General features: G+C 30.3%; 11 protein-coding genes. 7 read left to right on the top strand and 4 right to left on the bottom strand.

Annotation, left to right across the window (positions count from 1 at the left end; genetic code table 11):
* Positions 1 to 4: 4 nt before the first annotated feature.
* Together ybeY and D6T69_RS02585 are read right to left on the bottom strand one after the other, a co-directional pair.
* Positions 5 to 421: an rRNA maturation RNase YbeY gene (gene ybeY, locus D6T69_RS02590; protein WP_073182353.1), complete on the bottom strand. Its 417-nt coding sequence runs from the start codon at positions 419 to 421 to the stop codon at positions 5 to 7.
* Positions 422 to 508: 87 nt separating this feature from the next.
* The gene (locus D6T69_RS02585; RefSeq protein ID WP_125066317.1) at positions 509 to 3,802 is read right to left on the bottom strand and encodes a DUF4175 family protein; all 3,294 of its coding nucleotides are present in this window, start codon (positions 3,800 to 3,802) and stop codon (positions 509 to 511) included.
* Between the two features lie 200 nt (positions 3,803 to 4,002).
* On the opposite strand from D6T69_RS02585, the gene D6T69_RS02580 reads away from it, so the two are divergent.
* The 5 genes from D6T69_RS02580 (at position 4,003) to gltX (ending at position 7,534) form a co-directional block, all read left to right on the top strand.
* A complete protein-coding gene (locus D6T69_RS02580) occupies positions 4,003 to 4,236 on the top strand; it encodes a hypothetical protein (protein WP_125066316.1) in 234 nt (77 codons plus the stop codon).
* A gap of 141 nt (positions 4,237 to 4,377) precedes the next feature.
* On the top strand, positions 4,378 to 5,223 hold the full coding sequence (locus tag D6T69_RS02575) for a hypothetical protein (RefSeq protein WP_125066315.1): 846 nt from the start codon (positions 4,378 to 4,380) through the stop codon (positions 5,221 to 5,223).
* 97 nt (positions 5,224 to 5,320) lie between these two features.
* Entirely contained in the window at positions 5,321 to 5,506 is a 186-nt protein-coding gene (locus tag D6T69_RS02570) for a hypothetical protein (protein WP_125066314.1), read from the top strand.
* Between the two features lie 243 nt (positions 5,507 to 5,749).
* Positions 5,750 to 5,902, top strand: coding sequence for a hypothetical protein (locus D6T69_RS15920; RefSeq protein ID WP_164506677.1), 153 nt, complete (start codon positions 5,750 to 5,752; stop codon positions 5,900 to 5,902).
* A gap of 108 nt (positions 5,903 to 6,010) precedes the next feature.
* The gene (gltX, locus tag D6T69_RS02565) at positions 6,011 to 7,534 is read left to right on the top strand and encodes a glutamate--tRNA ligase (RefSeq protein WP_125066313.1); all 1,524 of its coding nucleotides are present in this window, start codon (positions 6,011 to 6,013) and stop codon (positions 7,532 to 7,534) included.
* Positions 7,535 to 7,586: 52 nt separating this feature from the next.
* Here the strand turns inward: gltX and D6T69_RS02560 are convergent, their stop codons facing one another.
* Positions 7,587 to 8,180: a transporter family protein gene (locus D6T69_RS02560; RefSeq protein WP_125066312.1), complete on the bottom strand. Its 594-nt coding sequence runs from the start codon at positions 8,178 to 8,180 to the stop codon at positions 7,587 to 7,589.
* A 56-nt stretch (positions 8,181 to 8,236) separates the two neighbouring features.
* Positions 8,237 to 8,671 (bottom strand): tellurite resistance TerB family protein, encoded by a 435-nt coding sequence (locus D6T69_RS02555; RefSeq protein WP_125066311.1) that lies wholly within the window; start codon positions 8,669 to 8,671, stop codon positions 8,237 to 8,239.
* Between the two features lie 402 nt (positions 8,672 to 9,073).
* Here D6T69_RS02555 and D6T69_RS02550 point away from each other — a divergent pair, with 402 nt between their 5' ends.
* Both D6T69_RS02550 and D6T69_RS02545 read left to right on the top strand, forming a co-directional pair.
* Complete coding sequence (locus D6T69_RS02550) at positions 9,074 to 9,571, top strand: nuclear transport factor 2 family protein (protein ID WP_125066310.1); 498 nt, start codon at positions 9,074 to 9,076, stop codon at positions 9,569 to 9,571.
* Between the two features lie 369 nt (positions 9,572 to 9,940).
* On the top strand, positions 9,941 to 13,510 hold the full coding sequence (locus tag D6T69_RS02545) for a hypothetical protein (protein ID WP_125066309.1): 3,570 nt from the start codon (positions 9,941 to 9,943) through the stop codon (positions 13,508 to 13,510).
* Positions 13,511 to 13,727: the final 217 nt, after the last annotated feature.

The following is a 13,727-nucleotide window of genomic DNA, read 5'->3' as shown; positions in this document are numbered from 1 at the left end:
TCTTTTATTTTTTATCTAAAATTTCTAAACATTCATTTTCTTTAGAGCGCATAATTTGCTTCTCTTCATCAGTCTTATCTTTGTATTTCATGTAATGTAAAATACCATGAATTATTACGCGGTGTAATTCATTTTCAAAAGAAGTATTAAACTCCTTTGCATTCTCTTCTACTCTTTCTACTGAAATAAAAATATCACCTCCAACTAACTTACCTAACGTATAATCAAAACTAATAATATCAGTTAATGTATCGTGTTGTAAAAACTCTATATTTATTTTATGTAAATAAGCGTCATCACAAAAAATATAGTTGATTTCTCCCAATTCAAAACCTTCTCTTTCGATACACTCTTGTATCCATTTAGAAGTGTTTTCTTCATTGTTTAATTGAAACTTGGTTTCGTAATTAAATGCGATCATTTCTTTATATCAAATACTATTGTTATTATTTAAAAACATAATTAAAAAGCAATAGTATTTTGTATAATCTAAAGGCTTTTTAATACGTTATTTTCTATCCTTTGGAAGGCTAAAGTACTCTTGCACCTTCTTTTTGTAATTTTGGCGCAAAGGTAGTGATTGTCTGTTTAATATCTCAGTTTGGTTATAAAACAACTTTTTAAACTTCAATTCCTTAGTTGTATTGTTATTAAACTCTTGTAAATTGGTGTTTGATTTACGTTGTTTATCTCTGTTTTGTTCGAATGTAGCCTTGTCTAATTTAAGTAGCTCGTAGTTTAATTGCTGCATTCTATTAATACTTTCTTGTGTAAAACCTTTTTCTAAAATTTCATTCTCTAACTCCTCCATCTTTTTTAAAGCTTTTTTTGCTTCCTTGTTTCCAGAATTTCCTTCGTTAATAGCATTTTTTAACTGTTCTCTAAGTTGTGATTGTTCTTTGTAAATTTGATACAATTCACCATCTAAATCATCATTTTGTTCACCGTTTTGCCCTTCTTTTTCACCTTTATTTTTACCGTCTTTTCCATCCTTTGGGTTTCCTTGATTTTTCTTTTGCATGCCTTGTTTCATCTTTTCCATTAATTCACTTTGCTTTTGAATGATGTCTGGTAAGCTAAACGATTTACCTTTCCCCTTCCCTTTTCCATTTCCAGGTTTTGGGTTTTGCATAGCGTCTAAAGTATTACTCAACATATCCGCTAATGTATTTGCTGAAGTCATTACATACTGTTGATTAGAGATTCCGTTTTGAAAATAATTATCTGCAAAATTTTCTAAAGACTGATCTAGATTATAATGAGCTTGTGCTAAGTGATCTTGAATTTTTGAAGATATACTAGGAACTCGCATTGAAAGTACAAATAAGCTATCATCAATATGTTCAAAATAGGTTTTTAGTTGGTGTTGTTTCTGAAGGTTTTTACCAAAGTTAGGATGTGATGAATTTGAGGAAGAAAACTCATTCATTAAAGCTTCTTGGTCGAAAGAGAATGTGATAAGGTTTTCTAATATTTGACGTAAACCTTCCATGTTTTCTTCTTCCATTTCTGCACTCATAGATTGCATTGATTGTTGCATCTTCTGACTCATTTGCTGCATTTTTTTAGCAGCTTTTTTTTGATTTTTCTTTGTTTCAGAAGCGTTATTTTTATCTAAATTTTCTTCAGCTTTATTAAGTTCTTCTTGAGTTTGTTTTTCCAAATCTTCCATAGAAGGAATTTCCATGGGTTGTTTTAAACCTTGATTATCTTTTTCTAAATCATCTAACTCTTTCTTTGTTTTTTGAAACTCTTCATTAATTTGTTGCTGTTCTTCTTTGCTAGATTCTTTGTTACTTAACTCTTCTTGTTTTTTTGATAAATCATCGAGTTTGTTTGCTAATTGATTCATCTTTTGTTCTACATAAAAGCGCTTAGTCATTTCTAAAATACGTTCCAAACTACGTTCTTGTTGTTTGTTTTGTTCAGCTAGTTCTTTTGTCTTTTTAATTAAATCTTCTTTTTTAAGTTTATCAGCTAGCTTGTTTAATTCATCTAATAATTTTTGTTGCTTTTCTAACTTTTTAAGTTCTTCAATACGCTTTTTAAGGTTTTCTTTTTTCTGCTCAAGAGTTTCATTTTCCTCTTTCTTTTCAGAAAAATTCTCTTGTAATTTTTGTGTTTGACGTTGCATCATTTGCTTGTATTGCTCCTGACGCTTTATTAAATTCTGAATTTTCTTTTGATCATTCCAGTTAATATTCTTTTTGTTTTGTAAATCAAACTGTATTTTCTCTAAATCTTTCTTACTTTTTTGTTGTTGATCTAGTGAGTTAGTTATGTTTTCTATGTAGTTTTTTTGTTCTTGTAATAGCTCTTCCTCTATTTCTTCTTTTGTTTTTTGTTGGTAGCTAAACTTTCTACTCATGGCTTTTTTACTACCATTTACAACATCATTATCGTATACTTGAAAGTACATTTCATAGTCTATTCCCTCTTTTAAATCTAAACTTCCAGGAAATTCAAAATAAAAGGTTTGAATGTTCTCTTTATTTATTTTAATCACTTGATTATCAGTGTTTTGATTATTGTTTTTGTCGTAATAAACCAATTCTAACCTCTTAAAACCATAATCATCAGCAATTTGACCCACAAACTGGGCATTTCCACGAGAAATACTATCAATATTTGAATTTACATTGATAGTTGGATATTCATCTTTAGTTACATTAATAGAAAACTGTAGCTGTTCGTAATCTGTTAGATTTTTGTTAGATGTTGTAATTTGATAATTAGTATTGTTCAGTACACGTTTAGAAAACTCAAATTCGTTGCTTTCTTTTTGTTTAAAAATTGTTCTTTTTTCTTTTTCTATAAAGGTAACTGTATCGGTTTCAGAAGTTTTAATATCCCATTTTACAATTGTTCCTTGTGGAACATTTAAGTTTCCGGTGTTGTTAATTGTTTCAGAAGCTTTTCCTATGTATGATGGATAGGTTAGATTTAATGAAATATTTTGAATCGATGGGGTTTTAATAATCGTTATAGTATACTCATTAGATTCAATTCCATTGGCACTTGCATAAAATAAAATAGGATTTTGGACTTCAGAAAAGGTATATGAAAACAAACCATTTCCTTCATTTTCCATAAAATATTGTTGACCATTAAAATGAATTTTGGTTTCTTGTGGTATCACCTTCCCTTCTGTTTGTATATATACAGTTATATCTTTTCCTTTAATAACACGTAAATCTTTTGCGGTTAAATTAAAATAAAAAGGAGCTGGAGGATTATAAGCTACCGAATGATTTACTACACGATTAAAACTTTGTGAAAGTTTACTTGATGTTCCTGTAAGCATAGAAATTCCCCAAATTAAGAAAGGAATTAAAGCATATTTTACATACTTTCTATTTCTACTAAAGTCAATGGCCTTATTAAAAGAAACAGGCTGTAATTCTTTCGATTTTTGCTCAATACTAGCAGCTAATAAATCAGACTGCTGATTGTTTTGTTGTAGCTGTAAAACATTTAATAATTTATCTTTTACTTCAGGAAAATGATTTCCAATTATTTTAGAAGCCTCTTCAAAAGAAATTCCTTTTTGTAAACCTGCAATTTTAAAAATAGGAAAACAAATAAAACGGAAAAATAAGAACACTTCTACTATAATAAATAACCAAAATAAAAAGGTTCTGGCGGTTGGTTTTAACCATAAAAAGTATTCAATAAACAGAGTGAAGAGCAAATAAATTAATCCTAAAGAAACAAATAAAATGCTTCCTTTTATCAATTCATTTGTATAAAACTTCTTACTAAACTGCTTTAGTTTTTGCTGTATTTTATTAAAATTTTCCATATTCAAGTATAAAAATACGTGTTTTAAGAGGAAATTTTAGTTAAAGATTTATTTAAACCCCTATTTTTCATTAATAAACCCCTTTAAACATGCTATTTGAAGAAAAAATAAGGATTTACCATACCTTTTGTAAGGGAAAAAAGTCGATGAGTTTTTAAAGTTGAATTAAATTGCTGGTACTAATTTTAAAAAATTTAAAGATGTTAAAAAACATTTCAAGCTTAGGTGTTTTACTTAATAAGGTAGCACAAAAAAACATAAAAGGAGGTTTCTTTTCAGGAAATAATGAATGTGATATAACAGGATGTCATGAAAGGTATCCGGGAGGAAATGGATATGTAGGTTTTGGAGAAGGTAATCCATGTGCTTTTGATACACCGACAGGAATAAGTTGTACAGGGATTATACAAAATGATTTATGTTGTATAAGCTAAGGTCCAGAAAATGTATGAAAGCAGTATTTATTTAAATACTGCTTTACTTTTTTGTGATGTGTTATAAAAAATATTACCTAAAGAATAACTCTTTTGTAAGGAACGAAAGCTTTTGTAAACTAATAATAAAAATATTTTAGTATGAAACAACTAGTTTTACCAGCATTATTTTTAATTACATTTAATGCTTTTTCTCAAAGTCCGTGGACAAAAAATAAAAATGAAGGATATATTCAAGCTTCATTTACTACTATTGGAAGCTATGATAAAATCTATGGTAATCCAGATTACAAACCTCAACGAGAAATAACCGATAACACATTACAACTATACGGAGAATATGGTGTAACAGACAAAACAACATTATTTGCTAACATTCCTTTAAAAATGGTTAAAACAGGTAATTTTACAGAAGATATGTCTGTAATTTTTCCTTCTTTTACTATTGAAGAAACTTCTGAAACCTTATTAGGAAACATCCAATTAGGAATAAAACATAACTTTTCTAATAATAAATGGTTGTTATCAGGACAACTTTCTATTGAAGCGAATACAAGCAGTTATAAAGAGAATTCAGGAATACGAAGTGGCTATGATGCGTGGACATTCACACCGTTGTTTTTAACAGGAAGAGGTTTTGATTCATGGTATATACAAGTATTTACAGGATTTGATATTAGAACAAACGACTATAGCTCTAACTATAAATTAGGAGGAGAAGTTGGTTACAAAGCACTAAATTGGTTATGGGTAGCAGGCTTTTTAGACGGTGTTGCCTCTTTAAAAAATGGAGACGTTATATTGCCTCAAGAAAATTTAGCTACAGGTTTGTATGTAAACGATCAAAGCTACGCAGCCTTTGGATTAAAACTTATAGGTGAGTTCAATAAATCTTTTGGAGCTAATGTTGGTTTCGGAGGTGCTTTTGCAGGAAGAAATGTAGCCAAAGCTCCAGCATTGAGTTTTGGATTGTATCATAAGTTTTAAAAAAGTATGGATAACCCATACTTTTTTTAAGGCAAAATAAACGAAGAATTTTTAAAGTTGAATTAAATTGCTAGTACTAATTTTAAAAACTTTAAAGATGTTACAAAACATTTCAAATTTAGGTACTACCCTAAACAAAAAAGAACAAAAAAATATTAATGGTGGTTTTGGCGGAGGAACTATGCAATGCTCTACAAATAGCGATTGTGATATTCTTAATTCTTACCCAGGGATGGAAAATGAACGTTTCTTTTGTTATTGGGGGTATTGTCAAATATCTTAAAAACATATTATGTTAAAGAATATTTCAAATTTAGGTAGTACACTAAACAAAAAAGAGCAAAAACTTATTAATGGAGGTTCTCAATTTTTTTGTTCTGTTTGTGTAGATTTTTGTAGATCGCAAAACTTTCAAACTAAAGAAGAGTTTAGTGCTTGTTTTTATGATTGTAAACAAGATATGTGCTAAGAAACAGTAAGCGGACTTCGGTTCGCTTTTTCATATTAATCTATAAATTTAAAAATTATGTTAAAGAACATTTCAAAAACTGGTAAATTACTTAGTAAAAAGGAACAAAAGATAATTAAAGGAAATGGTGGATGCTTTCCTCTTGAGCCTTGTGATGTGGGTTATGTGTATGATTACACAGCTTGTGCATGTGTTCCAGATAACTCATAAAAATTATTTTAAAAGCGAGTTTAACTCGCTTTTTTTCTTTTTTCTCTTTCCTCCTTTTTCTTTTCTATTAACATACAACTATCTTTGCGCTTTCAAATCAATAAAAAAATGACTGAGAACGTAAGAGTACGCTTTGCTCCGAGTCCGACAGGACCTTTACACATAGGTGGTGTAAGAACTGCTTTATTCAATTATTTATTTGCTAAAAAACATAATGGAACCTTTGTTTTACGTATTGAAGATACAGATCAAACCCGTTATGTAGCCAATGCAGAACAATATATCATCGATTCGTTAGAGTGGTGTAATATTCCATTTGATGAAGGTCCAGGTAAAAACGAAAAATTCGGACCTTACCGTCAGTCAGAACGTAAAGATTTGTATAAAAAATACGCAGATCAGTTAATTGAATCTGGTTGGGCGTATTATGCTTTTGATACAGCTGAAGAATTAGATGCACACCGTAAAGATCATGAAGAAAAAGGAAAAACCTTTATTTACAACTGGCACAATCGAGAAAAAGGAAGATTGGTAAATTCATTAGTATTATCTAAAGAAGAAGTTGCGGCTAAGATTAGTGCAGGAGAAAAATACGTAATCCGTTTTAAAACTCCACAAGACGAGACCTTAATTTTACAAGATGAAATCCGTGGTACGATTAAAGTGGAAACAAATACCTTAGATGATAAAGTATTGTTTAAATCTGATGGTATGCCAACTTATCACTTAGCAAATATTGTAGATGACCATTTAATGGAAATTTCACATGTAATTCGTGGTGAAGAATGGTTACCTTCTCTCCCACTACATGAGTTATTATATCGTGCGTTTGATTGGAAAGCACCAAAATTTGCACACTTACCATTAATTTTAAAACCAGTAGGAAAAGGAAAATTAAGTAAGCGAGATGGTGATAAATTAGGTTTTCCAGTATTCCCGTTAGAATATACCAATGAGCAAACAGGTGATGTTTCACGTGGATACAAAGAGGATGGTTATTTTGCTGATGCATTTATAAATATGTTAGCATTCTTAGGATGGAATCCTGGAACAGAACAAGAAATTTTTAGTTTAGAAGAATTAACAGAAGCGTTCGATTTAGCACGTGTAAGTAAATCAGGAGCCAAGTTTAGTCCAGACAAAACTAAATGGTTTAACCAACAGTATTTACAGCAAAAGTCTAACGAAGAGCTTACAGCATTATTTTTGCCTATTCTTGAAAAAAAAGGAATAATTACAGATAAAGATCAGGCAGAAAAAATAGTTTCTTTAATAAAAGAGCGTGCAACGTTTGTAGCTGATTTTTGGGAGTTATCTAGCTTTTTCTTTAAAAATCCTTCAGAATACGATGCAAAAGCGGTTAAAAAGCAATGGAAAGATACTACGAGTGAGTTAATGCAAGAATTAGTAGAAGTAATTTCTAAAATAGAAGATTTTTCAATTGAAAATACTGAAACTGAAATTAAAGGATGGATTACCTCAAAAGAAATAGGATTTGGTAAAGTAATGCAACCACTACGTTTAAGTTTGGTAGGAAAGCTTGCGGGCCCAGATTTGTTTGATATTATGACAATGATAGGCAAAGAAACTACTATTACTAGAATACAAAACGCGATAAAGGAACTATCATAAAAAATAAAAAAGCCGCTGTTTAAGCGGCTTTTTTTATATATTAAATAGAGGTTTAAAACATACAACCTCCTAAATGTTTGGCAGCATTACGACCATTATTAGCACCACCATTATTCCAGTTTAATTTAAATACAACACCTAAAGTTCCTTGAATGTGTGAACGCATACTTTCATAGCCTTCAAAAGAGTGTTTGTAGTATAATTGTGGATTAACACCAATATTATCACTAACCCAATAAATTCCACCAGCACCAACATTAAGTGTAGGAGTCATTTTACGTTCAGAATCAACTACACTACCTCCTATAAAAACATACGGAGCAAATTTGTTAAACATAGCATTCAAGTTATAACGAAACGAAGCATCCATAGAAAAATACTTTGCTGAGTTTTTAATAAAACCAACATCATCAATAGTATTAAAAGACATAGCACCGTCTAATGAAAAACGATCACCTATTGGCATGGTTAAGCTTAAAGTAGGTACTTGAAATAAATATTGATCGCCAATAAAAGCAGCATCACTTTCACTAAATTTTGTTATTCCAAAACCTACACCTATTTGCCAAGAGTCGTTTAAGTTTTGAGAAAAAACGGATGTTGTTAAACAAGTAAAGATTGCTATGAATAAAATTTTATGTTTCATCGGGAGATAAGTGTTTAGACTAATAACTGGTTTAATAAGTTTTTAGTATAATTAATTTAATTGGCATTTACCTTTTTAATAGCTGCGGTAAAATCATCTAAGTCGTTATTGTTTAAAACTAAATGAACGGCTTCATCGCAAACTTTTTCAGCATTCTCAGTAGAGAAATGCAAAGCTACTGCAATTTTACGGAGTATACCAACTTCTTCTTTAGCTACATCTTCATCAGCAAAAATCATTCTAGTTAAACGATACAAGCGCTCTATACGTTCATCGTAACTTACAGGAGCGTTTATCGGGTACTTTTCAGGATTTTTTAAAATTAGTTGATATTCTTCTTCACTAATATTTAATTTTTTTGCAGCTCTGTCTAATAACAATTGCTCTCCTTCTGAAATAATTCCATCAGTTTTAGCAATTTTTACTACGCTAGCAAAGTGCCCTATTTCTTGTTTGTGTTTTCCGGTTGAATATAAATCTGATATTGACATAATTTTTTTGTTTTTTCTAATTGAAAGTAAGTGGTTTTATGTAGAAGCAAATTTTAAATAAAGTCACATAAAATACCGTCGAAAGTTAACAATTCTGGCTAAAAACAAAGTATTATTTTTTCTTATTATAATTTAAAAACACATAAATTATGTTAATTAAAAACAGTGGTTTTTTATCTGTTTTAAAGAGTTTTTATTTTTAGCTAATACAAATGCTTATGAAAACTTTTTTTAACCCTTTAAAACACCGATTACGCTGGTTTTAATAAAAATGATAGAGAAAAAAATAAAAGAATAAATAATACTTATAAATTTTAAAAAGTGAATCGATAAAATTTAAAATAGTTTTACTCTTGAAAAATTACTAACTTGTTAACAAATGAATTTTTAATCTTATCAAAAATGAAAACGGTATATACTATTTTAATTTTATTAGTTTCGGTTACGTTGAGTTTTTCACAAAACAATGAAATAATAGAAAAAGAGGTTAATCAACAAATATGGCAACCATTTAAAAAATCTTTTGAAGCCAGAGATTGGGAATCATTTAATAATTTACATACTAACGATGTGTTAAGAGTAAACAAGTACGGAATTCGTATAGGAGAGGAATACAAAAATTCAATACAAACATCCTATAAAAAACAAACAACCAAAAAAAGACGAATAGATTTTTGTTTCAATCAAAGAATCTATAAAGAAAACACAGGTTATGAAGTGGGGTATTATCGGGTTATATATACTGAAAAAGATAAAGAACCTCGCACAGTATATGGTAGGTTTCATGTGGTACTAAATAAAAAGAATAATACTTGGTTAATTGCACAAGATTGGGATACTGACACCATGAATGGAAAACCAATTACCAAAGAAGATTTTGAGTCAGGTAAATGTTTGTGAATTAGATAATAACTTTTAGGTTCTTTTACTCTACATTTTTTATTTCGACTGTAAAGAGAAATCTGTTTAAATATTTTAGCAGTAAATATCCCATCAAGACTGAAACTGACTTAAAAAAATGTATCTAATTCAAAACTAAATAACTAAGAAAAACACCACTTTTTTATCTGTTAAAATATTGTAAAATTTGAATTCTATTAAGTGTAAAATCTGAACGAAAATGTAAATTTGTGTAGAGTTTTTGCGCAGAGTTCCCCACGATTGTTAATTACTTCAGCTTAAAAAAAGAATAGCAAAAACATTGCTGTAGTTTCTATTCAGTCACTCTTCTCAAAAAAATTGAAAAGAAAACTAAAAATTTTATTGTAAATGAATCAATTTGATAAGCATCAAATCATTCCTTTTTATTTAGGAAACGAAGCCTCTATTAAAGAAGCTCTAGTAAAGTACAAAGAATTATTAGACACCAACAAAGCAGTCGTAAACCAGGTGTTTGATGTAGAGTTTAAAATTATTGAAAACGATACTCAACGTCGTATTCAAGTAGCAGATACCAACAATCAAAAGTTGGTAAAAAGTGCATTGAACATGGGACCAGATGGAGGCCCAAGCTATTACCCAGATCATATTGGAGATACTGATGAAATTTATATTTCTGAAGTACTCTTTTTTGCCATTGCACTAGAATATCCTTCATTAAAAGAAGCGGTAGTTACCACCGCAAAAGCAATAGTAGCACACAGTAGGCGTTTTAATGATACTTGGAATTTATGGATAGACGATATGCGTGTTTTTGGTATCGAGGCGTTGTATATGCTAGCGCGAACAGATGCTAATTATACCTACTTATTATCGCAATTTTTAATTCCTTATTGGGATGATGAACACGCTGTAGGTTACGAAGAGTATTTACGCGATTTATTCCAAAAAAATGGATGGAACAGACCTATGATTAAAGCTTTTATTTGGTGTGATAATAGTTATTTTAGACAAGCTATTGTAACATCACAAGAAAAATCATTAGGAAATTATTTAAAAGCAAATCCAGAAGAATATACCTATTTTAAACGAGCGCTTCAAGAGCGATTTTTAGAAGAACCAGTACTATTACCTTACAGTGATGATGACCCAGAAGAAACACATCCTGTATTAGATATTTACTTCAGTTTAGTAGTTGTTGCTGAAGAATGGGCTGAGTCGATAGAGGATAATGAAGAGGTATTACAAGAACATTTTATTGAAGACACTTTAGAAAATGAGGCATTTGATTTAGAAAAAAAGATTAAAAATGCACTTCAAAAACCTTTAAGTAAAATTAATGAAGAAGCGCAAAGAGAAAAGGACGAAGACGAAGAAAGAGAAGCCTATTTTGATAATTATGAATATGGAGACGGTTTAAAAAGTGTAAAGGAACTAATCTTACACTTACATCGTGGTGCAGATCTTTGGAAATATGTACAAACTGGTCAACATAAAGATGCTTTAAACGATTTACCACAGACAGATTTATTGCCCTTAGCTAAAGAGCATGCTCGTGTTATGTACTTACGAATGCTGTATTTCACAGGTGGTTATCGTGATGAAAATGAAGTTCGTGAATCTCTAGAAAATATTATTAGTGATGTTACAGCAGAATTACTGTCATTAGAAGAAGAAGATGTTGAAGAAATTTATCAAAACGGTCTAATTCTTACCATTAAAACACGACCTACAGGTACACCAGAAGATACAGAAGTAGCACAAAGACAACAAGAATGTAACGAAATGTATTTACGTATACTAGATGTGTTTTATTACGCCTTTGGTAAAAAACCGTTTGATGACGATATTAAAGATATTGTAACTAAAAACGATCCTTTATTAAGTGTCGAAGAGTATCAGCAACGCTATCATCCGCAGCTTTCAAAAGAAGCAACACCAGAAGAGAAAGAAAAGCATGAGAAAAATATCATAATAGAAGTATTACGAGAGTTTGCAGATCTTGATACAAAACTTTCTAAAAAGAATTTTGACGATGCAGCTTTTGTTTTTGAAGAAAAAAGAGAACGACGCGATTGCTCTTGGTGGCCAAAAGACAATTTAGGATGTTGTGCTTTAGCAACGCACTTACTCTTTCAAGACTTTCAACAACGTGTAGGTGATGAATATACTCAAGGTTTATTCAATTATATCAATGAAAATGTTTGGACGTTAATAGCTAAAATGGTAGAAGAATCATTGATAAATCCTATTGATGAAAAGGATAAAGATTTAGATCCTATTAAAGAGCAAGCTTTAGGATATATTACTGAGGTAAACAGCACGTTAACGGAAGAAGAAGCACTAGAAATATTCAAAAAAGTCTTACGAGTAGACAAAAAAGAAGAAGCAAGTACTAAACAAAAAAAGTACGATTTATTCGATAATGCTTATGAAGACAATCAACGTACAGTACTTATTTGTTATTGGTTATCACAAATGCCATTACCAAGTCAGCATCAAGCAAAGCGATTGTGGAAACTATGGGTTGCTTTAGCTCCACAAAAAGTAATACAATTATTAGCAAAAATAACAGCAGACGATGAATACGACTATTCATTTGAAAATCCATTAAAAGAAATTGATTTTTACGACAGAATTGAAAAAAATGGAGTACCAAAATCACAAAGTATTGCTTTTCAAATGGTAGTAGCTCAAAAAATGTTTCATAATAGTTGGGAAGGAGATAAAGCCCCATATTTAGTATGGTTAGATAAATATAATGAAATAGACAGTACTGCAACAGGTATGTTTGATGTAATAGATAAAAAGCGTGCACTAGCCTTAGATGAAGGAATGCACTACATTGATGCGCATAGACGAATTGAATATTTTATCGATTTATCGTTACAAAACGAACGTTTTCCTTTCAATCAACCAGAAGCATTTAAAGAAACAGTAAGTAAATTATTTCAAGAAAACTTAGTACCGTGGTATAAAAGATTGACTACATACAATGCCACCATCTGCAAAAGTTTTTATAATTACTATAACGATGAAAATGAAGAAGTCTCTGCTTTAGAAAAATTGCCAATATCATTTCATCCAAACGCAGTTACCAACCTTTCCACAAAAAATAACGACTATAACCAAGTTCAATTACTTCAAAAGAAAGGAGAAGAACTCGTTATTTTACAGTTAGACAAAGCGTATAACGATCATAGGTTTGAAGACTCACAAATAACATCAAAAAAAGTATCACTACCATACGGTCAGTTTGTGTTATTTCCAGAAGAAATAGATACAGAAGCAATTTTAAACTCCATTCATAATAAAAATACTGATAAGGAAGATGTTGAAATGTTAGTTACCAAATTACAAGAATATTTAGATGATGAGGTGAGTTATGCAGATATGGCATCATTATGTAATAAAATGCTCAAAAAAGAAGAATTTAGAGCTTACGACAGAAACTATTCAGCAATGACCATTCAGCAATTTATTTGGATGTTACCAGAGGAAAAACAACATCGTTTTATCAAGCTTTTTGCAAACCATAGCTTAGAAGGAACCCAAATGCTAACAAGAGACTTTACTAAAGCATTTTTACGAATGAAAGTACGTGAAAAAAAAGTGAGCTTAGAAGAAATAAGAGAAAAATCAGAAGAAGATGAGTACAAAGAAGCAGCATTTACATACCTACTAAATCTTTTAGATAGTTTAGAGGTTAATCCATCATACATTGCAGATATAGCACTTGATGAATATAATGAAGCCTCAAAACATTGGTTTATTGCTTTAGGAGCAGAAAAACTGTTTGATTTATCACAAAACTTCTCAGTTGACAAACGTGTAGAACTAATAGAAATGCTTTCCGAATCTGAAGAAGCTACAAACGTTTTAAAACCCTTTTTAGAAGATGTATCCAGAATGGTAAGAGATGCTGTAGAAAGTGTCTTAAACACTTCAGAAACGATATAAAAACAAAAAAGCTGTCTATTTAGGCAGCTTTTTATTTATTTCTTACTTATCATTTCAAGCTTTCTGTCATTTCGAGCGATAGCGAGAAATCTTATTCATGTCAGTCAGAAACACTCTAGAAATTAGCTAACATAAAATTATAAGATTTCTCAGTCGTACCTCCTTCGAAATGACACGTGAGGTTTTTAATTGTCCTGTCATTCCGAACGAAGAGAGG

Source organism: Tenacibaculum singaporense, assembly GCF_003867015.1.
GTDB lineage: Bacteria > Bacteroidota > Bacteroidia > Flavobacteriales > Flavobacteriaceae > Polaribacter > Polaribacter singaporensis.
The sequence above is the reverse complement of the archived record's forward strand: the minus strand, read 5'-3'. Positions and strand labels throughout refer to the sequence as shown.